The 22,817-nt window shown below is 73.4% G+C and carries 18 protein-coding genes; 12 read left to right on the top strand and 6 right to left on the bottom strand.

Translation table 11 applies throughout. The features are described from left to right. The first annotated feature begins 25 nt into the window (after positions 1-25). The 5 genes from ACIA8F_RS10515 to argF all read left to right on the top strand — a co-directional run bounded on the left by ACIA8F_RS10515 (position 26) and on the right by argF (position 7,295). Entirely contained in the window at positions 26-1,531 is a 1,506-nt protein-coding gene (locus ACIA8F_RS10515; protein ID WP_399377892.1) for a 3' terminal RNA ribose 2'-O-methyltransferase Hen1, read from the top strand. Further along, positions 1,528-4,119 carry a polynucleotide kinase-phosphatase gene (locus ACIA8F_RS10510; protein WP_399377891.1) on the top strand — a complete coding sequence of 864 codons (2,592 nt, stop codon included), beginning with the start codon at positions 1,528-1,530 and terminating at the stop codon, positions 4,117-4,119. Before ACIA8F_RS10515 ends, ACIA8F_RS10510 begins: the two co-directional genes overlap by 4 nt. Before the next feature lie 208 nt (positions 4,120-4,327). Then, positions 4,328-4,795: a hypothetical protein gene (locus tag ACIA8F_RS10505; protein ID WP_399377890.1), complete on the top strand. Its 468-nt coding sequence runs from the start codon at positions 4,328-4,330 to the stop codon at positions 4,793-4,795. Positions 4,796-4,890: 95 nt separating this feature from the next. Beyond that, positions 4,891-6,120: an arginine deiminase gene (locus ACIA8F_RS10500; protein ID WP_399377889.1), complete on the top strand. Its 1,230-nt coding sequence runs from the start codon at positions 4,891-4,893 to the stop codon at positions 6,118-6,120. A gap of 164 nt (positions 6,121-6,284) precedes the next feature. Further along, positions 6,285-7,295 carry an ornithine carbamoyltransferase gene (gene argF / locus ACIA8F_RS10495; RefSeq protein ID WP_399377888.1) on the top strand — a complete coding sequence of 337 codons (1,011 nt, stop codon included), beginning with the start codon at positions 6,285-6,287 and terminating at the stop codon, positions 7,293-7,295. Between the two features lie 73 nt (positions 7,296-7,368). On the opposite strand, the gene ACIA8F_RS10490 is transcribed toward argF, so the two are convergent. Further along, positions 7,369-7,788, bottom strand: a complete 420-nt coding sequence (locus ACIA8F_RS10490; RefSeq protein ID WP_399377887.1) for an ATP-binding protein — start codon at positions 7,786-7,788, stop codon at positions 7,369-7,371. Between the two features lie 230 nt (positions 7,789-8,018). Between ACIA8F_RS10490 and ACIA8F_RS10485 the strand changes: the two genes are divergently transcribed. Both ACIA8F_RS10485 and ACIA8F_RS10480 read left to right on the top strand, forming a co-directional pair. After that, positions 8,019-8,846 carry an enoyl-CoA hydratase family protein gene (locus ACIA8F_RS10485; protein WP_399377886.1) on the top strand — a complete coding sequence of 276 codons (828 nt, stop codon included), beginning with the start codon at positions 8,019-8,021 and terminating at the stop codon, positions 8,844-8,846. Positions 8,847-8,880: 34 nt separating this feature from the next. Beyond that, entirely contained in the window at positions 8,881-11,199 is a 2,319-nt protein-coding gene (locus tag ACIA8F_RS10480) for a bifunctional salicylyl-CoA 5-hydroxylase/oxidoreductase (RefSeq protein ID WP_399378075.1), read from the top strand. An 18-nt stretch (positions 11,200-11,217) separates the two neighbouring features. Here the strand turns inward: ACIA8F_RS10480 and ACIA8F_RS10475 are convergent, their stop codons facing one another. From ACIA8F_RS10475 to ACIA8F_RS10460, 4 genes are all read right to left on the bottom strand, one after another. Further along, positions 11,218-11,685, bottom strand: a complete 468-nt coding sequence (locus ACIA8F_RS10475) for a hypothetical protein (protein ID WP_399377885.1) — start codon at positions 11,683-11,685, stop codon at positions 11,218-11,220. After that, on the bottom strand, positions 11,682-12,524 hold the full coding sequence (locus ACIA8F_RS10470) for a GNAT family N-acetyltransferase (RefSeq protein ID WP_399377884.1): 843 nt from the start codon (positions 12,522-12,524) through the stop codon (positions 11,682-11,684). Before ACIA8F_RS10470 ends, ACIA8F_RS10475 begins: the two co-directional genes overlap by 4 nt. 105 nt (positions 12,525-12,629) lie before the next feature. Next, entirely contained in the window at positions 12,630-13,439 is an 810-nt protein-coding gene (locus ACIA8F_RS10465; protein WP_399377883.1) for a PaaX family transcriptional regulator C-terminal domain-containing protein, read from the bottom strand. A gap of 4 nt (positions 13,440-13,443) precedes the next feature. Further along, positions 13,444-15,099: an AMP-binding protein gene (locus ACIA8F_RS10460; RefSeq protein WP_399377882.1), complete on the bottom strand. Its 1,656-nt coding sequence runs from the start codon at positions 15,097-15,099 to the stop codon at positions 13,444-13,446. A 162-nt stretch (positions 15,100-15,261) separates the two neighbouring features. Between ACIA8F_RS10460 and ACIA8F_RS10455 the strand changes: the two genes are divergently transcribed. From ACIA8F_RS10455 to ACIA8F_RS10445, 3 genes are all read left to right on the top strand, one after another. Then, a complete protein-coding gene (locus ACIA8F_RS10455; protein WP_399377881.1) occupies positions 15,262-16,440 on the top strand; it encodes an acyl-CoA dehydrogenase family protein in 1,179 nt (392 codons plus the stop codon). Beyond that, positions 16,437-16,835 carry a RidA family protein gene (locus ACIA8F_RS10450; protein ID WP_399377880.1) on the top strand — a complete coding sequence of 133 codons (399 nt, stop codon included), beginning with the start codon at positions 16,437-16,439 and terminating at the stop codon, positions 16,833-16,835. The genes ACIA8F_RS10455 and ACIA8F_RS10450 overlap by 4 nt, the downstream gene beginning before the upstream one ends. A 189-nt stretch (positions 16,836-17,024) precedes the next feature. Beyond that, positions 17,025-17,420 carry a hypothetical protein gene (locus ACIA8F_RS10445; RefSeq protein ID WP_399377879.1) on the top strand — a complete coding sequence of 132 codons (396 nt, stop codon included), beginning with the start codon at positions 17,025-17,027 and terminating at the stop codon, positions 17,418-17,420. An 80-nt stretch (positions 17,421-17,500) separates the two neighbouring features. Here the strand turns inward: ACIA8F_RS10445 and ACIA8F_RS10440 are convergent, their stop codons facing one another. Beyond that, positions 17,501-18,892: an aminopeptidase P family protein gene (locus tag ACIA8F_RS10440; protein ID WP_399377878.1), complete on the bottom strand. Its 1,392-nt coding sequence runs from the start codon at positions 18,890-18,892 to the stop codon at positions 17,501-17,503. Positions 18,893-19,095: 203 nt separating this feature from the next. Between ACIA8F_RS10440 and ACIA8F_RS10435 the strand changes: the two genes are divergently transcribed. Both ACIA8F_RS10435 and ACIA8F_RS10430 read left to right on the top strand, forming a co-directional pair. After that, complete coding sequence (locus ACIA8F_RS10435; RefSeq protein WP_399377876.1) at positions 19,096-21,489, top strand: collagenase; 2,394 nt, start codon at positions 19,096-19,098, stop codon at positions 21,487-21,489. A gap of 59 nt (positions 21,490-21,548) precedes the next feature. After that, positions 21,549-22,700 (top strand): NAD(P)/FAD-dependent oxidoreductase, encoded by a 1,152-nt coding sequence (locus tag ACIA8F_RS10430; RefSeq protein ID WP_399377875.1) that lies wholly within the window; start codon positions 21,549-21,551, stop codon positions 22,698-22,700. Positions 22,701-22,817: the final 117 nt, after the last annotated feature.

The following is a 22,817-nucleotide window of genomic DNA, read 5'->3' as shown; positions in this document are numbered from 1 at the left end:
CCGGTGACCAGCAACAATCGCCCGTGTGTTCCTGACGATCTCCACCACCGGTTCCCCCGAGCGCCCCGCCACCGACCTGGGCTTCCTGCTGCACAAGCACCCCGGCAAGGCGCAGGCGTTCTCCACCTCCCACGGCACCGCCCACGTCTTCTACCCCGAAGCCACGGACGAGCGGTGCACGGCGGGTCTGCTCCTGGAGGTGGATCCCGTCGCGCTCGTGCGGCGGGGCCAGGGCAAGGGCCAGAGCGGCACCCCGGACGCCGCGCTCGCGCAGTACGTCAACGACCGCCCCTACGCCGCCTCCTCGCTGCTGGCCGTCGCCCTGAGCGGCGTGTTCCGCAACGCGCTGAAGGGGCAGTGCGCGGCCCGCCCCGAGCTGCCCGACGAGGTGCGCCCGCTGCGCATCGAGATCCCGGTCCTGCCCGCCCGGGGCGGCGCCGAGCTCGTGCGCCGGCTGTTCGCCCCGCTCGGCTGGGCGTCGGTCACCGCCACCCCGCTCCCGCTCGACGAGACCTTCCCGGAGTGGGGCGACTCCCGCTACGTACGCCTCGTCCTGGAGGGCGAGCTGCGCCTGTCCGACGCGCTGCGCGGCCTGTACGTCCTGCTGCCGGTCCTGGACGACTCCAAGCACTACTGGATCGCCTCCGACGAGGTGGACAAGCTGCTGCGCGCCGGAGAGGGCTGGCTCGCCGACCACCCGGAGAGCGGACTGATCACCTCCCGCTACCTGGCCCGCCACAAGCGGCTGACCCAGGACGCCCTGGAGCGCCTCGAACTGGTACGCCTCGCGGAGGCGGACGGCAGCGAGGTGGAGGAGCTCGACAACGCGGTCGACGAGACGAGTGATACCGAGGACAAGCCCGTCCCGCTCGCGGTGCTGCGCCGCGAGGCGATCCTCGCCGCGCTGGGCGCCGCCGGCGCCGCCCGCGTCCTCGACCTGGGCTGCGGCCAGGGCCAGTTGGTGCAGGCGCTGCTCAAGCAGCCCGCGTACACCGAGATCGTCGGCGTGGACGTGTCCGTCCGGGCGCTGAACGTCGCCGCGAAGCGGCTGCGGCTGGAGCGGATGGGGGAGCGCCAGAGTTCCCGCGTCCGCCTGATGCAGGGCTCGCTCGCCTACACCGACAAGCGGCTCACGGGTTACGACGCGGCCGTGCTCAGCGAGGTCATCGAGCACCTGGACCCGGAGCGGCTGCCCGCCCTGGAGTACGCGGTGTTCGGCTCGGCCCGCCCCCGCACGGTCCTCGTGACCACCCCGAACGTCGAGTACAACGTCCGCTGGGAGTCGCTGCCCGCCGGGCACGTCCGGCACGGCGACCACCGCTTCGAGTGGACCCGCGAGGAGTTCCGGGCCTGGGCCGGCGACGTCGCCTCCCGGCACGGCTACGGCGTCGCGTACCTGCCCGTCGGCGACGACGACCCGGAGGTCGGGCCGCCGACCCAGATGGCCGTCTTCACCCTGAACACCGGCACCACGGAAACCACCAGCACCACCGAGGCCACCGACACCCCGAAGGAGGGCGAGGCAGCATGACCACCGACACGACCGACACCACGGACACCACCGACGCGACCGGCACCACGGGCCGCAAGCGCGTACTTCCCGTCACCGACCTGTCCCTCGTCGTCCTGATCGGCGCCACCGGTTCGGGCAAGTCCACCTTCGCCCGCACGCACTTCAAGCCCACCGAGGTCATCTCCTCCGACTACTGCCGGGGCCTGGTCGCCGACGACGAGAACGACCAGGGCGCCAGCAAGGACGCCTTCGAGGTCCTGCACTACATCGCGGGCAAGCGGCTCGCCGCGGGCCGCCTCACCGTGGTCGACGCCACCAGCGTGCAGGCCGAGTCCCGCCGGCAGTTGGTCCAGCTCGCCCGCGCGTACGACGTGCTGCCCATCGCGATCGTCCTCGACCTGCCCGAAGAGGTCTGCGCGGAGCGCAACGCGGCCCGCCCCGAGCGGGCGAAGCTGCCGCGCGCCGTCATCCAGCGCCACCGCCGCGACCTGCGGCGCTCGCTGCGCGGGCTGGAGCGCGAGGGCTTCCGCAAGGTGCACGTGCTGCGCACGCCCGAGGAGGTGGAGTCGGCCGAGGTGGTCCTGGAGAAGCGCTTCAACGACCTCACCCACCTCACCGGCCCCTTCGACATCATCGGGGACATCCACGGCTGTGCCTCCGAGCTGGAGACCCTGCTCGCCAAGCTCGGCTACCAGGACGGCGCCCACCCCGACGGCCGCACCGCCGTGTTCGTCGGCGACCTCGTCGACCGCGGCCCGGACAGCCCCGGCGTCCTGCGCCGGGTGATGGGCATGGTCGGCTCCGGCAACGCCCTGTGCGTGCCCGGGAACCACGAGAACAAGCTCGGCCGCTATCTCAAGGGCTCCAAGGTCCAGCACACCCACGGCCTCGCCGAGACGGTCGAGCAGCTCGCCGGGGAGCCGGAGGAGTTCGTCCAGGAGGTCCGCACCTTCATCCAGGGCCTGGTCAGCCACTACGTCCTGGACGGCGGCAAGCTCGTGGTCTGCCACGCCGGGCTGCCCGAGAAGTACCACGGCCGCACCTCCGGCCGGGTGCGCTCGCACGCCCTGTACGGGGAGACTACGGGGGAGACCGACGAGTTCGGGCTGCCCGTGCGCCACCCGTGGGCCGAGGACTACCGGGGCAAGGCCGTCGTGGTCTACGGCCACACACCGGTCCCGAACACCGCCTGGATCAACAACACCATCTGCCTCGACACCGGAGCCGTCTTCGGCGGGAAGATGACCGCCCTGCGCTGGCCCGAGCGCGAGCTCGTCGACGTACCGGCCGAGAAGGTCTGGTACGAGCCGGTCAAGCCGCTCGTCACCGAGGTGCCGGGCGGACACGACGGCCGCCCGCTCGACCTGGCCGACGTCCACGGCCGCCGGATCGTCGAGACCCGGCACCTGGGCAACGTCAACGTCCGCGAGGAGAACGCGGCCGCCGCCCTGGAGGTGATGAGCCGCTTCGCCGTGGACCCGCGCCTGGTGCCGTACCTCCCGCCGACCATGGCGCCGACGGCCACCTCCGCGGAGAAGGGTCACCTGGAGCACCCCGCCGAGGCCTTCGCGCAGTACCGCAAGGACGGCATCGCCCAGGTCGTCTGCGAGGAGAAGCACATGGGCTCCCGGGCCACCGTGCTGATCTGCAAGGACGCCACCGTGGCCCGCGAGCGGTTCGGGGTCGACGGCCCCACCGGCTCCGTGTACACCCGCACCGGCCGGCCCTTCTTCAAGGACCCCGAGGTCACCGAGGAGGTCCTCGCCCGGCTCCGCTCGGCGGTCACCGACTCCGGGCTGTGGGAGGAGCTCGACACCGACTGGCTGCTCGTCGACGGCGAACTGCTGCCCTGGTCGCTGAAGTCCGGCGGCCTGCTGCGCAACCAGTACGCCGCCGTGGGCGCGGCCTCCGGTGCCGTCTTCCCGGACGCCCTCGCCGCCCTGGAGGCGGCCGCGGCCCGGGGCGTGGACACCGGGGAGCTGCTGGAGCGCCAGCGCGGGCGGGCCGCGGACGCGGCGAAGTTCACCGAGGCGTACCGGCGCTACTGCTGGAGCACCGACGGGCTGGACGGCGTACGGTTCGCCCCGTTCCAGCTGCTGGCGGCGGCCGGGCGCTCGCTGGCCGCCGTACCCCACGACGAGCAGCTGTTCTGGCTGGACCGGCTCGTCGCGGCAGACGAGGCCGCCGGGACCGGACTGCTGCGCCGCACCGGCCGGATCCTGGTGGACACCGCCGACGAGGCCTCGGTACGGGCGGGCACCGACTGGTGGCTGGAGCTGACGGCCGCCGGCGGCGAGGGCATGGTCGTCAAACCGCTCCAGGCGTACGCCAAGGACGGCAAGGGCCGGCTCGTGCAGCCCGGGGTGAAGGTGCGCGGACGCGAGTACCTGCGGATCATCTACGGTCCCGAGTACACGCGTCCGGACCACCTGGAGCGGCTGCGCGGGCGCCACCTCGGGCACAAGCGCTCGCTCGCGCTGCGCGAGTACGCGCTGGGCCTGGAGTCCCTGGACCGGCTGGCGGCCGGGGAGCCGCTGTGGCGGGTCCACGAGGCGGTCTTCGCCGTCCTCGCGCTGGAGTCGGAGCCGGTGGACCCGCGGCTCTGACGGCGCGGGGGCGTCCCGGCCGCACCGCCCGGCGTCAAGGAAGGGCCCCCGTACGGCCGCGCATTAGGTCGTATGGGGGAACTTTCGCGGAGAACTCCGGGAAAACCACCGGCGGGATCGTTCATCCAGGGCAGCGGAATGTCCGCGACCCTGGAAGGACGGAACGTCACCTATGAAGATGACCGCGCGCGGAAGCATTGCGGCACTCATGACCTGTATGGCCGCGGCAGGCGCGGCCACCCCGGCCATGGCCGACGCGGTGCCGGTGGGAGTCCCCCTGGACGCGGTGCGGACCACGCTCGGCGTGGACGTCCCGCACGTGGCCACCGGAGTGCCGGTGCCGGTGGTCGGAGCACCCGAGGCGCCCCGCTTCCACAAGGGCGACATGCTGCCGACCCCCCTGCTCCCGGCGGTGCCGATCGGCACCGAGCTCGGCGACACCGTCCTCACCTCCCCGGTGCCGAACCTGGCCGGAAAGCCCGAGACGGACGGCGAGGGCTCGCTGGACGCCCCCGCGACCACGATGCGCACCCGCACCCCGGGACTGCTCGTCGGCTCCCCGCTGTCCATGCCCGACGGGTCCAACTACGGGCTGCCGAACGTGACCGCCCCCGCGCTGGGCGTCATCGCCCCGGACGTCACCGGCACCCCGGAGGCCCTGCTCGGCCTGCGCTGAACCGGCGGGCCCCCGCCCGCCGCCGGATGCGGCGGTCCGAACCCGCTGAGCCGACGCCACGTCAAAAAGCCGCCCGGTCTGCGAACGTGTACGGCATGGGATTCCATGTCGATTCCGAGACCGGGCGGCTTCGCCGCGTCATCCTCCACCGGCCCGACCTGGAGCTGAAGCGCCTCACACCGAGCAACAAGGACGCGCTGCTCTTCGACGACGTGCTGTGGGTGCGCAGGGCCCGCCAGGAGCACGACGGCTTCGCCGACGTCCTGCGCGACCGGGGCGTGGAGGTGCACCTCTTCGGAGACCTGCTGGTGGAGTCCCTGGAGATCCCGGAGGCGAGACACCTCGTCCTGGACCGGGTCTTCGACGAGAAGGAGTACGGTCCGCTCGCCACCGGCCACCTGCGGGCGGTCTTCGACGGACTGTCCTCGGCGGACCTGGCCGAGGCGCTGATCGGCGGGATGACCAAGCGGGAGTTCCTGGAGCGGCACGCGGAGCCGGTGTCGGTCCGCTTCCACGCCCTGGACCTGGACGGTTTCCTGCTGGGGCCGCTGCCGAACCACCTCTTCACCCGGGACACCTCCGCCTGGATCTACGACGGGGTGTCCATCAACGCGATGCGCTGGCCGGCCCGGCAGCGCGAGACCGTGCACTTCGAGGCCATTTACAAGCACCACCCGCTCTTCACCGGCTCCGGGCCCTTCCACACCTGGTCCCAGGGGCAGGCCGACTACCCCTCCACCATCGAGGGCGGCGACGTCCTGGTCATCGGCAACGGCGCGGTGCTGATCGGGATGAGCGAGCGGACCACCCCGCAGGCGGTGGAGATGCTGGCGCGCGGACTGTTCGCCGCCGGGTCGGCGAAGACGATCGTGGCGCTCGACATGCCCAAGCGGCGTGCCTTCATGCACCTGGACACGGTGATGACGATGGTCGACGCCGATACGTTCACCCAGTACGCGGGCCTGGGCATGCTGCGCTCCTACACGATCGAGCCGGGCGACGGCGCGAGCGAGCTGAAGGTGACCGACCACCCGCCGGAGCACATGCACCGCGCCATCGCCGCCGCCCTCGGGCTGGACGCGATCCGGGTGCTCACGGCCACCCAGGACGTGCACGCCGCCGAGCGCGAGCAGTGGGACGACGGCTGCAACGTGCTGGCCGTGGAGCCCGGGGTGGTCGTCGCGTACGAGCGGAACGTCACGACCAACACCCACCTGCGCAAGCAGGGCATCGAGGTGATCGAGATCCCGGGCAGCGAGCTGGGGCGGGGGCGGGGCGGCCCGCGCTGCATGAGCTGCCCGGTGGAGCGGGACGCGGTCGGCTAGCCGGCCAGGCCGGCCGGAAGGAGGGGTGGGCCAGGGGGTGCGGGGCGGGCGGGGGAGGCCAGGAAGGCCGGGCCCCGGGTCCGTACGGGAAGGCTCTGTATATCAATACAGGCCGTCGTATAGACTTCCAGCATCCCCTGTCACCGTGACTCTGGAGCGCCCCCATGGCCACCGATCTTGTCGGCCGCAGTTTCCTCAAGGAGCTCGACTTCACCGCCGCCGAGTTCCGCGGCCTGGTCGAGCTGGCCGCCGAACTCAAGGCGGCGAAGAAGGCCGGGACCGAACGGCGCCGGCTCCAGGGCAAGAACATCGCCCTGATCTTCGAGAAGACCTCCACGCGCACCCGCTGCGCCTTCGAGGTCGCCGCCGCCGACCAGGGCGCCCACACCACGTACCTCGACCCCTCCGGCTCCCAGATGGGCCACAAGGAATCCGTCAAGGACACGGCGCGGGTGCTGGGCCGGATGTTCGACGGCATCCAGTACCGGGGCGACGCGCAGGACGCCGTCGAGCAGCTCGCCACCCACGCCGGCGTGCCCGTCTTCAACGGCCTCACCGACGACTGGCACCCCACCCAGATGCTGGCCGACGTGCTCACGATGACCGAGCACTGCACCAAGCCGCTGGAGCGGATCGCCTTCGCCTACCTCGGCGACGCCCGATTCAACATGGGCAACTCGTACCTGGTGACGGGCGCGCTGCTGGGCATGGACGTACGCATCGTGGCGCCCGAGCACTACTGGCCGGCCGCGCCCGTGGTGGCCGCGGCGCGTGAGCTGGCGGCCGCCAGTGGCGCCCGGATCACGCTCACCGAGGACCTGGACGAGGGCGTCGGGCAGGCCGACTTCGTGGTGACCGACATCTGGGTGTCCATGGGGGAGCCCAAGGAGGTCTGGGACGAGCGCATCGAGGCGCTGAGTCCGTACGCCGTCACCATGGACGTGCTGCGCGCCACCGGGAACCCGCAGGTGAAGTTCATGCACTGCCTGCCGGCGTTCCACGACCTCGGCACCAAGGTGGCCCGGGAGATCCACGAGCGGCACGGGCTGGATTCGCTGGAGGTGACGGACGAGGTGTTCGAGTCCGAGCACTCCGTCGTCTTCGACGAGGCCGAGAACCGGCTGCACACCATCAAGGCCGTGCTCGTCGCTACCCTCGCGGAGCCGGCCGCATAACCGGGCGTACGACCAGCCGCACAACCGGCCGCATAGTCATGCGGCGGAGCCGGGGCGGCGGGGTCCGGGCGTCCTAGCGCGGCGGCCGGGACGGCAGGGTGAACCACACGGCCTTGCCGTGCGGGGTGGATCGGTGGCCGCAGGCCGAGCTCAGGGTCCGGATCAGCAGCAGGCCGCGGCCGTGCTCCTGCCAGGGGTCGGGGTGGGCGTCGTCCGGGCCGGGGGCGGTCAGGTCGGCGGGGGGCTCCGGATCCCCGTCGTGGACCTCGACCTGGCAGCCGTTCGCCAGCAGTTCCACGACGAGCTCGATGGGGGCGTCGCCGGGGGTGTGCTCCACGGCGTTGGCGACCAGCTCGGCGGTGAGCAGTTCGGCGGTGTCGCTGTCGGCGGGCGCGTCGATGTCGGCGAGGGCCGTACGGACGAGGGCGCGGGCGATGGGCACGGCCGCAGTCGTGTGCGGCAGGGCTATCCGCCAGGCGCAGGGGTCGGGCAAGGCAGACCGTCCGTTCCGTGGGGTTCGCAGGGGCAGTACGCGGGGGAAATCCTGCTTTCAACGATACGAAGTAGAAATGTCCGGCTGTAGGGCACCCCGCCGTGACCGCAAGGGACGTCGGCCACGGCGGCTCGGGACGTTCGGCGCGTGTGGTCCTCCCGGCCGGACGCGGACCCACAGTTATCGCGCTTCCCTGACGACAGTCATGGACCGGTGATACCTTCGGGAGGGTGAGTCCCTTCCTCGGTTCCACACGCGCGACCGAACGCTGGAGCCACCTCCGGGTGGACCTGCGGGACGGCGTCGCCACCGTCACCCTCGACCGCCCCGAGAAGCTCAACGCGCTCACCTTCGGCGCCTACGCCGACCTGCGCGACCTGCTCGCCGAACTGTCCAGGGAGCGCTCCGTACGCGCCCTCGTGCTCGGCGGCGAAGGGCGCGGCTTCTGCTCCGGAGGCGACGTCGACGAGATCATCGGCGCCACCCTCTCGATGGACACCGCCCAGCTCCTCGACTTCAACCGGATGACCGGACAGGTCGTGCGCGCCCTGCGCGAATGCCCCTTCCCCGTCATCGCCGCCGTCCACGGGGTCGCCGCCGGCGCCGGGGCGGTCATCGCGCTCGCCGCCGACTTCCGCATCGCCGACCCCACCGCCCGCTTCGCCTTCCTCTTCACCCGGGTCGGCCTCTCCGGCGGCGACATGGGGGCCGCGTACCTGCTGCCACGGGTCGTCGGGCTCGGCCACGCCACCCGGCTGCTGATGCTCGGGGAACAGGTCAGGGCGCCCGAGGCCGAGCGGATCGGCCTGCTCAGCGAGGTCACCGAGGAGGGCAGGGCCTCCGTGCGCGCGGCGGAGCTCGCCGCGCACCTCGCCGCCGGTCCGGCCCTCGCGTACGCGCAGACCAAGGCGCTGCTGACCGCCGAACTGGACATGCCGCTCGCGGCCTCGGTGGAACTCGACGCGAACACCCAGGCCCTGCTGATGAACGGCGAGGACTACCGGGAGTTCCACGCGGCCTTCACCGGGAAGCGGCCGCCCCAGTGGAAGGGCAGGTAGTCCGATGGGCACGGGCGCGATCGGCACCGGCGCGATGGGCACCGGCGCGATGGGCACCGGCCGGGAGGACACCGCCCTGCGGGTCGCCGTGGTCGGCGGGGGACCGGGCGGGCTCTACGCCGCCGCGCTGCTGGCCCGGCAGGGGCACGCGGTGGACGTGTGGGAGCGCAACGCCCCCGACGACACCTTCGGCTTCGGAGTGGTCCTCTCCGACGAGACGCTCGGCGGCATCGAAGCGGCCGACGCCGTGGTCTACGCGGCCCTGAGCGCCGAGTTCGTCCGCTGGGACGACATCGACATCGTGCACCGCGGCCGGCTGCTGACCTCCGGCGGCCACGGGTTCGCCGCGCTCGGGCGGCGCCGCCTCCTGGAGATCCTGCACGAGCGCTGCGCGGGCCTCGGGGTCCGGCTGCGCTTTCGCACCCCGGCCCCCGAGCCGCAGCTGCTCGCGGCCTCGTACGACCTGGTGGTCGCGGCGGACGGGGTGCACAGCCGGATCCGGGAGGCCGGGGCCGGGCACTACGGGCCCGCGCTGACGGGCGGGCGGTGCCGGTACATCTGGCTGGCCGCCGACTTCGCCCTCGATGCCTTCCGCTTCGAGATCGCGGAGACCGAGCACGGGGTGATGCAGCTGCACGCCTACCCCTACGCGGCGGACTCCTCGACCGTGATCGTCGAAATGCGCGAGGAGGTCTGGCACGCCGCGGGCTTCGACCTCTGCGACGAGGCGGAATCCGCGGCCCGCTGCGCGAAGACCTTCGCCGAGGCCCTGCGCGGACGGCCGCTGCGCGGGAACGGCTCCGCGTGGACGCAGTTCCGTACGGTGGTCAACGCGCGCTGGTCGCACGGCAACACGGTGCTCATCGGCGACGCCGCGCACACCGCGCACTTCTCGATCGGCTCCGGCACCAAACTGGCGGTGGAGGACGCGCTCGCACTGGCCCGGGCGGTGGAGGCCGAGGCGGACGTCCCGGCCGCGCTGGCCGCGTACGAGGCCGCCCGGCGGCCCGCCGTGGCCTCCACCCAGCGGGCGGCGGCCGCCAGCATGCGGTGGTTCGAGGAGCTCGCCGGGTACGTGGAGCAGCCCGCCCGGCAGTTCGCCTTCAACCTCCTCACCCGCAGCCTGCGGGTCACCCACGGCAACCTGCGGCTGCGCGATCCTCGGTTCACGCGGGCCGTGGAGCGCGACTTCGGCTGCCCGCAGGCCCCGGACGGGGCTCCGGAGGATGCGGGAACCCCGCCGATGTTCACGCCGTTCACGCTGCGGGGACTGACGCTGCGCAACCGGGTCGTGGTGTCCCCGATGGACATGTACTCGGCTTCCGCCGCGGAGTCGTCCGGCGACGGCGTGCCGGGCGACTTCCACCTGGTGCACCTCGGCGCCCGCGCCCTGGGCGGGGCCGCCCTGGTGATGACCGAGATGGTCTGCGTCAGCCCCGAGGGCCGGATCACCCCGGGCTGTACGGGCCTCTACACCGCCGCCCAGGCGGCCGCCTGGGCGCGGATCGCCGACTTCGTGCACACCTCGGCGCCCGGCACCGCCCTCGGCGTCCAGCTCGGCCACTCGGGCCGCAAGGGATCGACCCGGGTGATGTGGGAGGGCATGGACGCCCCGCTGCCCGAGGGGAACTGGCCCCTGATGGCCGCCTCCGCGCTGCCCTACCGCCCCGGGGCCTCGGCCGTCCCCCGGGCCATGGGCGCCGCGGACCTCGCCGCCGTCCGCTCCGACTTCGCCGCCGCGGCCGTCCGGGCCGCACGCAGCGGCTTCGACCTGCTGGAACTGCACTGCGCGCACGGCTACCTGCTCTCCGGTTTCCTCTCCCCGCTGACCAACCACCGCACCGACGCCTACGGCGGCCCGCTGGAGAACCGGCTCCGCTTCCCGCTGGAAGTATTCGACGCCGTCCGCGCCGTCTGGCCCGAGGACCGGCCGATGACGGTCCGCCTCTCCGCCACCGACTGGGCACCCGGCGGCACCTCGCCCGAGGAGGCGGTGGCCATCGCCCGGGCCTTCGCGGCCCACGGGGCCGACGCCATCGACGTCTCCACGGGCCAGGTGGTCGCGGAGGAGACCCCCGAGTACGGGCGCGCGTACCAGACCCCCTACGCCGACCGGATCCGCAACGCACTGAACGTGCCGGTGATCGCGGTCGGGGCGATCTCCTCCTGGGACGACGTCAACTCCCTGCTGCTGGCGGGCCGGGCGGACCTCTGCGCGCTCGGCCGCCCCCACCTCTACGACCCCCACTGGACCCTGCACGCGGCCGCCGACCAGTCCTACGCCGGCCCCGCCGCACCCTGGCCCCCGCCCTACCTCGCCGGCAGCCGCAAGCCGCCGACGGGGCGGGGGTAGGGCCCGCGCTCGCCCCGCCTACCGGTGGGGCCGCAGGGCCAGGCACTCGTGGCAGTGGCAGGGCTCCGGATGCGGCCAGTCGGGCCAGCCGCCGGAGCGCAGCTCCCAGGCGAGGCGTTCCATGACCGCGGCCGCCTCCTGTGCGGCCGCCTCGTCCCGGAAGGCCGAGAACTCGGCGAGCCGCAGCACGGCCGGGGAGCGTACGAGCGTGGCCCGGAATCCGTGCAGGTGGCGGGTGGCCACGTACGCCCAGCGGTACCCCCGGTCGTGCCGCGGCCGGCCGATCGCCTGGCAGTCCTCCCACCCGTTCACGCGGTCGTGGACGTACACCTTGGAGTTGCCCTTGAACATCTTCGTGCCGGGACGCTGCCCCTGGCCGCCCTCGCCGTAGCGGCGCCACAGGACCACGTTGGCGGCCAGCATCCAGAGCGGTTCGAGCGGTTCGAGCGGTTCGGCCGGTTCGGCCGGCTCCTCGCGCGCGGTCATGTCAGCGCGAGCTCCACCCGGTCCTCGACCGGGGTGTAGCCCAGGCGCTGGTACACACCGTTGCTGGTGGGGTTGGTCAGGTCCGCGAAGAGCAGCACCTCGCGTGCACCGGCCGCGTGCGCCGCCTCGGTGACGGCGTGGGTGACGCCCGCCGCGTAGCCCCGGCCGCGCAGCGCCGGCGGGGTGTACACCGGCCCGATCCGGGAAACGGCGCCGATCGGGCGGAAGAAACCGGCCAGGGAGACCGGGGTACCGGCGTCGTCCACCCAGAGCAGCATGCCGCCGTACGAGAGCCGGTCGCGCAGGGCGGCTTCGGAGGCGGCCCCGCCCTCGCCGGCCTCCTGCCTGAAGGCGGTGACCCAGTCCAGGAGCAGCGGGAGGTCCGCCTCCCCGGCGGTGCGGGCCCGTCCGGCCGGGGCGGGATCGGGGGCGATGAGCCCGGCGAGCCGGTAGAGCCGGTCCTCCTCCGCGACCTCGGTGGGCCTGCCCCAGGCGTCGGCCAGCACGTGCGCGTCCTCGCGGCGGACGCTGAGTGCGTCGACCCCGGCCAGCAGCGGCTCGGTGGCGAGCGCGGTCCCCAGCTCCCGGACGGCCTCCGGGGGCACTGCGCCGATCAGCAGCGGGTACGGCGGGGTGTGCACCAGGGCGCCGGCGACGGCCGCGTCCTCGTCGGTCCACCACCCGTAGAGCGGGGCGGCGGAGCCGTAGGCGTCCGGGCCCCGCCGCTCCAGGGCGTCGATCACGGTCAGGAGGGACGTGTTGACGACGGGCTCGGCGGCGATGGCCGGGCGGGCCGCGGCCAGATAGGCCGGCAGGTCGGAAGTGAAGGTCCAGGGCATGGGGCATCCTCGCCCGTGCCGGGCCCACCGCGCAGCAGGTTTTCCCGCCCGCGCGGCCCGCGCCGTCCGCGGGGCTCGGCCGGTCAGGGCGGCCGTGGAGACGGGCTACGGCTCCACGAAGCCCGCCCCCAGGTCCCGCAGGCGCTCGTGCAGTTCCGCGAAGACCGCTGCCGAGCGGTCGCCGGGCCAGTCCGCGGGGAGCAGGGCGCGCGGCAGGCCCGGGTCGGCGTACGGGAGGCGGCGCCAGGTGTCCAGGGCGAGGAGGTAACCGCGGTAGGCGGCCTCCGGGGTGGGGTCGGCCGCGCCCGTCTGCAGGGCGCGCAGGGCGGGCTCGTGGAGGTCGAGGAACTCCTCGTGCTGCTTGGCCAGCGCCGCCAGGTCCCACCAGCGGGCCACCGACTCGGCCGTCGGGGCGAAGCCCAGGTGGGCGCCGCGGAAGAGCTCCACGTACCCCGTCAGGTGCAGCCGCTCCAGGGTGTGCCGGGTCTCCCCGTCCCACTGCGCCGGGGCGATCCACACGCCGGGCGCCACCGCGCCGAAGCCGAGCCCGGCGAGCCGGGAGCGCAGCAGGTGCCGCTTCGCCCGTTCCTGCTCCGGGACGGAGAAGACGGCCAGCAGCCAGTCCTGGGACTCCGCCGGGCGGGCGGCTCCGTAGATCCGGCGGTCGCCGTGCTCCAGGAGCCGGCGCGCCTCGCCCGACAGCTCGTACCCCGCCGCGCGGTCCCCGGTCCGCGCGGGCAGCAGGAAGCCGCGCCGCTTCAGCCGGGACACCGACGAGCGGACGGACGGGGCGTCCACCCCGGCCGCGCCCAGCAGGCGGACCAGCGCGGACACCGGGACCGGGCCCGGGAAGGCCCGCCCGTAGGCGCCGTAGAACGTGACGATCAGGGATCGCGGAGTGTGCTGCTCGACCACGGCTTCACTCTAGATCGTGTCCTCGGCGGGGAGCCTGCGGATCCTCCTGATCGCGCAGCCGGAAGCGTTGCAGCTTGCCCGTCGCCGTCCGGGGCAGGGCGGGCAGGAAGACGAAGGTGCGCGGGCATTTGTGCGGGGCGAGCTCGGTCCGCATGAAGGTGCGCAGGGCGTCCTCGGTCAGGACCGCGCCCTCCCGCAGGACCGCGTACGCGACCACGACCTGCCCGCGCCGCTCGTCGGGGCGGCCGACCACGGCCACCTCCAGCACGTCGGGATGGCGCAGCAGGGCCTCCTCGACCTCCGGGCCCGCGATGTTGTACCCCGCGGAGATGATCATGTCGTCTGCCCTGGCCACGTAGCGGAAGTAGCCCTCCGCGTCGCGGACGTAGGTGTCGCCCGTGAGGTTCCAGCCGTCCCGTACGTACTCGCCCTGCCGCGGGTCCGCCAGGTAGCGGCAGCCCACCGGCCCCCGTACGGCCAGCAGCCCGGGCACCTCGTCCGCGACCGGCAGCCCCGCCTCGTCCACCACCCGGGCCTCCCAGCCCGGCACCACCCGGCCGGTGGTGCCGGGCCGGATGTCCTCGTCGGCCGCCGAGATGAAGATGTGCAGCAGCTCGGTGGCGCCGATCCCGTTGATGATCCGCAGGCCCGTGCGCTCGTACCAGGCCTGCCAGGTGGCGGCCGGCAGGTTCTCGCCCGCCGAGACGCAGCGGCGCAGCGCGGACAGGTCGTAGGCGCCCGTGTCGTACGGGCCCAGCGTGTCCAGCATCGACCGGTACGCGGTGGGCGCGGTGAACAGCACCGACACCCGGTGCTCGGCCAGCGCGGGCAGCAGCAGGCGCGGGGAGCCGTCCGCCAGCAGCAGCGCGGAGGCGCCGGCCCGCAGCGGGAAGACCACCAGCCCGCCCAGGCCGAAGGTGAAACCGAGCGGCGGACTGCCCGCGAAGACGTCCTCGGGGCGGGGCCGCAGCACCTCTTGGGAGAAGGTGTCGGCCACCGCGAGGAGATCGCGGTGGAAGTGCATGCAGCCCTTGGGGCGCCCGGTCGTGCCCGAGGTGAAGGCGATCAGCGCCACGTCGTCGGCCGAGGTCTCCACCGCCGGGAAGGGCCCGGCATGCCGCTCCGCCAGGCGCAGCAGGTCGTCCGGTTCCGCACCGCCGTACGCGGTGATCCTCAGACCCGGCACCCCCGCCTTCACCAGGTCGTCCACCACCTCCGCCTGGCACAGCGCGTGGCTCACCCGGGCCATCGAGCAGACCGTGGCCAGCTCCTGCGCACGCTGCTGGGCCAGGACGGTGACGGCCACGGCGCCCGCCTTCATCACCGCCAGCCAGCACGCGGCGAGCCACGGGCCGGTCGGGCCGCGCAGGAGCACGCGGTTGCCGGGGACCACGCCCAGGTCGGTGGTGAGCACGTGGGCGAGGCGGTCCACGCGGGCGTGCAGTTCCCCGTACGTCCACACCGCGCCGTCCGCGCCGCGGAAGGCGGGGCGGTCGGGGCCCAGCCGGGCGATGGTGGCGTCGAGCAGCTCCACGCCGCAGTTGAGCCGGTCGGGGTAGGCCAGCCCGGGGAGTTCGAAGAGGAGCCGCGGCCAGGCGTGCGCGGGCGGCAGGTGGTCGCGCGCGAAGGTGTCTCGGTGAGCGGAAGGCTTGAGCTCCAAGGCGGGTTCGCCCCCTTGCGACGGCCCGCGCCCCGGGTGGGGGCCGGACCCTGCGTATGGACTGTGGACCGAAGTGGAAGAGCCGGGCCGTACGAACGCAGCACGAGCGTATCGTCATGGTGACGGGAGTCAACAGGACGCGATAGAGGCTGGGGCATACGGATGACCCGATTCACGGGATTCGCGCTCGGGGCGGACCAGGAGGAGTGGTGCGCGCGGCTGCGCGCACTGGCGGCGCAGCGGCTGCGGCCGCTGGCGGAGAAGGGGGAACCGGGCCGGGTCAACCGGCCGCTGCTGGCCGCACTGGGCGAAGAGGGGCTGCTGGAGCGGGTGTTCACCTCGGGCGCGCTGGACCTGTGCCTGCTGCGCGAATCCCTCGCCTACGGCTGCACGGAGGCGGAGACCGCCCTCGCCCTCCAGGGGCTGGGCGCGTACCCGGTGCTGCGCTCGGGCAGTGAGGCGCAGCGCGAGCGCTGGCTGCCCGGGGTGCGGGCCGGACGCACGGTGGCGGCCTTCGCGCTGAGCGAGCCGGGGGCCGGATCGGACGCGGGGGCGCTGGCGCTCGAAGCGGCGCCCGAGGGAGGCGGTGGCGGTGACGGCGGGAGCGGCGGCGGGGGCTGGCGGCTCAGCGGGGAGAAGTGCTGGATCTCCAACGCCCCCGAGGCGGACTTCTACACCGTCTTCGCCCGCACCGGAGAGGGCCCCGGAGCCCGGGGCGTCAGCGCCTTCCTGGTCCCGGCCGACCGGCCGGGGCTCTCGGGGGAGCCCCTCGACATGCTCTCCCCGCACCCCATCGGCGCGCTCGCCTTCGACGGGGTCCCGGTGGGCCCGGCCGACCTGCTGGGGGAACCGGGCCGGGGTTTCCGGGTGGCCATGGACACCCTGAACCTCTTCCGCCCCAGCGTGGGTGCCTTCGCCGTCGGGATGGCCGGCGCCGCCCTGGACGCGACGGTGGCGCACACGGCCGCCCGTACCGCCTTCGGCGGGGTGCTGGGCGACCTCCAGGCCGTGGCGCACCGGGTGGCCGAGATGGCGACCCGGACCGAGGCGGCCCGGCTCCTCGTCTACGCGGCGGCGGCGGCCTACGACGCGGACGCGAGCTCCCCGCAGGTGCCGAGGCGGGCGGCCATGGCGAAGCTGCTGGCCACCGAGACGGCCCAGTACGTCGTCGACCACGCGGTACAGCTGCACGGGGCGGCCGCCCTGCGCCGGGGCCACCTGCTGGAACACCTGTACCGGGAGGTGCGGGCGCCGAGGATCTACGAGGGGGCGAGCGAGGTGCAGCGCACGATCATCGCCAAGGAGCTCTACCGGGAGGCGCGGGAGGTGGGGCGGGCATGAGCCTGGAGCGGATCAACCCGGAGGAGCTGTCCCCGGCGACGGGCTTCTCGCACGCCGTCGTCGCGAGCGGGGGCCGGCTGGTCTTCCTGGCCGGGCAGACGGCGCTCGACGGCGCGGGGAAGGTGGTGGGGGCGACGCTCCCGCAGCAGTTCGAGCAGGCGCTGGCGAACCTGCTGGCCGCACTGGCGGGGGCGGGCGGTGCGCCGGCCGATCTGGCGCGGGTCACGGTCTATGCCGCGGACGTGGCCGACTACCGGGCCTGTGCCCCCGAACTGGGCCGGATCTGGCGGCGGTTGGCAGGCCGGGACTATCCGGCGATGGCGGTCGTGGGCGTGGTCCGGCTGTGGGACGAGGAGGCGCTCGTGGAACTGGACGGGCTGGCGGTGCTCCCGTAGGCCTTTTTGCTGGTGAGCGCGGGTGCGGTGCGGGTGCCTTTGACAGTGGGCAAGGGCTGAGGGAGGGTGTAAATGCCTCATAAGCGGAGAAATCCGCGTATTCACCCTTCCTCTCGGAGGTGTATGACGATGCGCCGTGGGTTCATTGCGGCAGCCGTGACAGGGGCCGCCGGGATCACGCTCGGTCTGATGCCCGTGGGCAGTGCCTTTGCCTCCAGCCTTCCGCAGACGTACGACCGGTGTTCGAACTGGCGCGGCAGTGACTGGCGCGGGGACGACTGGTGGCGCTACTGCTGCGACACCTCCCGCGGGGACCGCCCCAGTTGGTGCTGGGACAACAACGACTGGGGCAACGACAGTTGGAACAGCAGTTGGGACAACAGCAACTGGAGCAACGACAACTGGCGCGACAGCGGGCACGACAGCCGGAACAACAACTGGAACGACGACAACGGCAACTGGAGTCACGACCGCGACAACGGCAACTGGAACCACGACAACGGCAACAACTGGCGTGACGGTGGCGGTGGCTGGAACGGCGGCGGCGGTGGCGGAGGCTGGAACGGCGGTGGCCACCGCAACTGACCGGGCGGCGACCGGCTGAGCGGTGAGGCGCGAACCCCGGACGCGGTGGACCGCGCCGGGGGCCTCGCCCCCCCGGCGCCTCAGCGCCCGCCGCCCTCCAGCAGGTTCCCCATCCACTCCTCGATGCCCGCCACCGTGCGCGGCAGGGCGCCCGACATCAGCCGGGCGCCCTCGGCCGTGATGACCAGGTCGTCCTCGATGCGGACGCCGATGCCGCGCAGTTCCGCCGGGAGGGTCTCGTCGTCGGGCTGGAGGTAGAGCCCCGGCTCCACGGTGAGCACCTGGCCCTCCTCCAGGACCCCGTCCAGGTACGTGTCCGCGCGCGCCTGCGCGCAGTCGTGCACGTCGAGCCCGAGCATGTGCCCGCTGCTGCACAGGGTGTAGCGCCGGTGCAGGTCGCCCTCGGCGTTCTTGAGCACCCCCCACTCCGCGAGCCCCTCCGCGATCACGCGCATCCCGGCCCGGTGGAAGTCGCGGAAGCTCGCGCCCGGCCGCAGCGCCGCCATGCCCGCGTCCTGTGCGGCCAGGACCAGCTCGTACACCTGCCGTTGGACGGGGGAGAACCGGCCCGACAGCGGGAGGGTGCGGGTGATGTCCGCCGTGTAGAGGCCGTCGGTCTCCACGCCCGCGTCCATGAGGAGCAGATCGCTCGCGTTCAGCCGGCCGTCGTTGCGGATCCAGTGCAGCACGCAGGCGTGCGCGCCGGAGGCGGCGATCGTCTCGTAGCCGGTCCCGTTGCCCTCGGCGCGGGCGCGGCGGTTGAAGACCCCCTCGATCCACCGCTCGCCGCGCGGGTGCGCCAGCGCGTACGGGAGCTCCCGTACGACGTCCTCGAACCCGGCGGCGGTGTGGTCGACGGCGAGCTGCAGCTCGGCCACCTCCCAGGCGTCCTTGACCAGGCGCAGTTCGGAGAGGGCGACCGCGAGCTCCGGGTCGGCGGCGGCGTTGCGCCCCGAGGGGGAGCCCAGTGCGTCCAGGTGGGCGCAGCGGATGCCGGAGAGGCGCTCCGCCTCCGCGAGGTCGGGGCGGCGGCCGACCCAGAACTCCCCGTAGCGGCGGTCGCGGTAGAACTCCTCGTTGCCGCCGGTGCGCGGTGAGCGCGGGCGCAGGTAGAGGACGGCCTCGTGCCCGTGCGGGCCGGCCGGCTCCAGGACCAGGACGTGGCCGACCTGGTCCTCGCCGGTGAGCCCGGTCAGCCAGGCGTATGCGCTGTGCGGGCGGAAGCGGTAGTCGCAGTCGTGGCTGCGGACCTTCAGCTCTCCCGCGGGGATGATCAGCCGCTCCCCGGGGAAGCGGGCGGAGAGGCGTGCGCGGCGGGCGGGGGTGACGGCGCACGCGGGGACGCGTGCGGCGTCCGGCAGGGGGGAGGCCGCCCAGTCCGAGGCCATGAAGCGGGACAACTCGGCTGATACGGGCAGGTCGTGGCTGCCGATGTTGAGCCCGGCGGTGGGGCGGGAGGGGGTGTCGGTCACAGGGGCTCCCTCAAGAAGATGCGAACTGGTGGGCGCACAGGTCTTGTCAGTGCAATTTCACATTACTATGTTACAGCTCACACCGCGCCCCGTTGATCCCCGCCAAACGCCGTGTGAAGCAGGGCAGTTCAGCGGGCGGGCGGTTCCGCAAGCAGGGCAGTTCCGCACTTTCCCCCACCGCCCCTCCCAGCCAGGAGTTCTTGGTGCCCCAGCACAGAGTCGTGCGCACGTCCCTCCTCTCCGCCGCCGTCGCGGTCACCCTCCTCGCCACCGCGGGCCAGACCGTGACCCAGGCCGCCGGGACCGGCGCCCGCGCCGACGCCCCGGGTGTCACCGCACCCGGCATCTTCGCGGGGGGCGCGCCGGGCGCCGAGGCCGGTGCGCACCCGTTCGACGAGGTCGAGCACCTCGCCGACGCACGGCAGGCCGCCCCCGCGCCCGCCCCGGCCCCCGGCGGCCGGGCCCCGGGCGGGCAGGCCGTCGCCGAGGGCAAGGTACCCGGGGCGGTCACCGCCCCGAAGGGCGGCAGGCTCGCCGCCTCGGTGCAGGGCGCCGCGGCGGGCGTCCCCTGCACGCTCGACGGGATCACCGGGCTCACCCCGGAGCAGTTCGCCGACTTCCTCGCCGACCCGGCCGTCACGGCGGCCAAGGGCGGCTGCCTCCCGGGCTTGATCTGGACCTGGGACGCCCGGCTGGCCCCCGTCATGTCGGACGCCCACGTCCAGGCCGTCTCCCGCCGGATATCCGCCCTGGCCGCCTCCCACGACGGCCTGAACTCCTCCCACCTGGAGGAGATGTTCACCTACCTGCACGCCGTGGCCTACCACGACCACTCCCGCGCCGAGATCGACGTCACCGACGCCCCGACCGTCGAGGCCATGCGCCAGGCCATCGCCGCCTTCGCGGGCGCCGCCCGCACCTTCGACGTCACCGGCTCCAACGCCCGCACCCTGCGCGAGGCCCTCTACGCCGGCAGCGCCCCGGGCCTGCGCCACCACCAGCTCGGCCTGATCAGGAACGTCCTGGCCACGATGGACCCGTCGCACACCGCGACCAACCTGGACACCGCCTGGGCGGGCGCGGCGCTCGCCGCCCTCTCCGTCAACTACCTCGGCGTGTACAACAACGACACCGCGTTCCACGCGGCGGCCGCCGCCGACGCCCCGTACCGCGCCACCTTCAAGAACTTCGCGACGTACGCCCACCTCAAGGGCACCGCGAACGCCTGGGTGGCGCGCGACGCCCTCGCCGAGTTCGGCCGCTTCGGCCAGATCGCGGGCCTGAAGGACGGGATCACCGCCGACCTCGGTGCGCTCCTCGCCCCGGCCCGGGCCGCCTTCGGCGACGGCAGCGAGCCGTGGGTGAAGGCCGTTTCCTGGCTCACCTTCTACCAGGCGTGCAAGCCGTACGGGGTGTGCAAGGAGGACATCGAGCGGGAGCTCTTCCCGAACACCTTCACCTACGACGGCGGGGCCAATGGGGCCATCAGGGTGCGCACCGCCCTCGACCGGGCCGTCGTCGACCAGCTGTACTACGCGAGCAAGCAGGTCAGGAACCAGTTCCACCGGGTCGTGGGCACCGACCAGCCGCTCGCCGGAGACGTCAACACCACCCTCAGCATCGTGCTGTACGCCTCCCGCGCCGACTACGTGAACTACCAGCCGCTCCTCACCGGCTACGGGACCGACAACGGCGGCATGTACATCGAGAACGGCGCCACCTTCTACACCTACCAGCGCCGCGTCCCGCAGGACTCCCAGCTCACCCTGGAAGAGCTCTTCCGGCACGAGTACACGCACTACCTCAACGGCCGCTTCGCCGTCCCCGGCACCTTCGGTCAGGGCGCCTGGTACGAGGGCGACCGCACGACCGCCATGGACGAGGGCACCGCCGAGTTCTTCGACGGCGCGACCCGCGACAACGGCATCGCCGTCCGCAAGTCCCTGATCAAGAGCATCATCGGCGACACGGCCGGCGGCGGCCCCCGCATGACGGTGGACCAGCTGCTGCACGCCACGTACGCCAAGGACGGCTTCCGCTTCTACGGGTACTCCGGCGCCTTCTTCGAGTTCCTGTGGACCGAACAGCCCTCGAAGCTACGGGAGATGTACGGCCACCTGCGCGCGAACGACCCGGCGGGCTTCGACGCCTGGCGCACCCGGATGGGCGGCGACGCGGCCGTCCAGAGCGGCTACGACCGGTTCCTGGACGCCCAGATCGCCAAGGTCGACCAGCTGTACGTGCCGAACACTTCGTTCACCCCGAACGCGCAGCTGCGCGACGCGGCGCTCGCGGACGTGAAGTCGGCCTTCGCCACGGCCACGTACAACACGCCGGACTGCGTGGAGAACGGCGAGCCGGGCAAGCGGCGGTTCACCTGTACCGGCAGGATCACGGCGAACCTGAAGGACTGGCGCAGCGACGACCAGAACTTCAAGGACATGTCCGAGACGGTCGACTACTTCATCCTCGACCGGGCGGGCGCGGCCTCGAACAACCTGGCCGACATGAACTGCTCCTTCGGCGTGCTGGACATCTGGAGCAACCGGGTTGCGGGTACCTCGAGTTACAGCTGCGAGGGGCCGCTGCGCGGGTGACCTCGGCCATCCGGGGCCGCCCTCTGTTCCCCTCTAGAGATATGTGACATATTACTGCCGTGCCCAAGAGACACCCCCTGGACCTCGTGATCATCGGCGCGGGCGTGGTCGGAGCCGCGTGCGCGTACTACGCGGCGCGCGCCGGACTCCGCGTGGCCGTCGTCGACCGCGGCCCGGTCGCCGGCGGTACGACCGGCGCTGGCGAAGGCAACCTGCTCGTCTCCGACAAGGAGGCGGGCCCCGAGCTGGACCTCGCACTGCTCTCGGCGCGGCTCTGGCGCGAGCTCGCGCTCGAACTCCCGGGGGAGATCGAGTACGAGGCCAAGGGCGGCCTGGTCGTCGCCGCGCAGGAGGCCACCGTGAAGGCCCTGCGGGGCTTCGCCGACGGCCAGCGCGCGGCGGGGGTCGACGCGGTCGAGGTGGGCCCGGAAGAGCTGCGCGCCCTGGAGCCCCACCTCGCCCCGGACCTGGCGGGCGGCTTCCACTACCCGCAGGACGCCCAGGTCCAGCCCGCCCAGGCGGCGGCGCAGCTGCTGGCCGCGGCGCCGGACCTCGTGCTGCACCTCGGGGAGGAGGTCACGGAACTCCTGCGGGGCCCGGCGGGGGAGATCCGCGGGGTCCGCACGGCGCGCCGCGACCTCCACGCCCCGGCGGTGGTCAACGCCGCCGGCACCTGGGGCGGGGCGGTGGCCGCGCTGGCCGGAGCCGTCCTTCCGGTGCTGCCCCGGCGGGGCTTCGTCCTGGTGACGGAGCCGCTGCCGAGGGTGGTGCGGCACAAGGTATACGCCGCGGACTACATCGCGGACGTCGCCAGCGGGTCGGCGGCGCTGCAGTCCTCGGCGGTGGTCGAAGGCACCCCGGCGGGGCCGGTCCTGATGGGGGCCACGCGGGAACGGGTCGGCTTCGACCGGTCGTTGTCGACGGAGGCGCTGAGGCGGTTGGCGGTGCAGGCGGCCGTTCTCTTCCCGGTGCTGGCGGATGTGCGGGTGCTGCGGGTCTATCACGGGTTCCGGCCCTACCTGCCGGACCATCTTCCGGCGATCGGGCCGGATCCGCGGGTCCCGGGGCTGTTCCACGCCTGTGGGCACGAGGGGGCGGGGATCGGGCTGGCGCCGGCTACGGGCGTGCTGATTGCGGCTTCGCTGACGGGGGTGGTTCCGCCGCTGGACCCTGCTCCCTTTGCTCCGGCGCGGTTTGCGGGGCCGCCGTGAGGGTCGCCCGCCCTGTGCGGCGCCGTTGCCGGGGACTCTGTCCCCGGGCCCCTGCGCCTCAAGCGCCGGCGGGGCTGGGGTGTTGTCGGGGCTCGGTGGCTGCGGGTGGGGGGCGGT

It is taken from the genome of Streptomyces sp. NPDC051563, assembly GCF_044454225.1.
Lineage (GTDB): Bacteria > Actinomycetota > Actinomycetes > Streptomycetales > Streptomycetaceae > Streptomyces.
This window is presented reverse-complemented; position numbering and strand designations above follow the sequence as displayed.

Coding starts and splice junctions, on each gene's coding strand:
- ACIA8F_RS10475 (WP_399377885.1), bottom strand. CDS start 11,685: ATGACCGCGCGCGAGGAGCCGGCCGAACCGGCCGAACCGCTCGAACCG.
- ACIA8F_RS10455 (WP_399377881.1), top strand. CDS start 15,262: ATGACCCGATTCACGGGATTCGCGCTCGGGGCGGACCAGGAGGAGTGG.
- argF (WP_399377888.1), top strand. CDS start 6,285: ATGGCCACCGATCTTGTCGGCCGCAGTTTCCTCAAGGAGCTCGACTTC.
- ACIA8F_RS10450 (WP_399377880.1), top strand. CDS start 16,437: ATGAGCCTGGAGCGGATCAACCCGGAGGAGCTGTCCCCGGCGACGGGC.
- ACIA8F_RS10445 (WP_399377879.1), top strand. CDS start 17,025: ATGCCCGTGGGCAGTGCCTTTGCCTCCAGCCTTCCGCAGACGTACGAC.
- ACIA8F_RS10480 (WP_399378075.1), top strand. CDS start 8,881: ATGGGCACCGGCGCGATGGGCACCGGCCGGGAGGACACCGCCCTGCGG.
- ACIA8F_RS10505 (WP_399377890.1), top strand. CDS start 4,328: ATGACCTGTATGGCCGCGGCAGGCGCGGCCACCCCGGCCATGGCCGAC.
- ACIA8F_RS10510 (WP_399377891.1), top strand. CDS start 1,528: ATGACCACCGACACGACCGACACCACGGACACCACCGACGCGACCGGC.
- ACIA8F_RS10500 (WP_399377889.1), top strand. CDS start 4,891: ATGGGATTCCATGTCGATTCCGAGACCGGGCGGCTTCGCCGCGTCATC.
- ACIA8F_RS10470 (WP_399377884.1), bottom strand. CDS start 12,524: ATGCCCTGGACCTTCACTTCCGACCTGCCGGCCTATCTGGCCGCGGCC.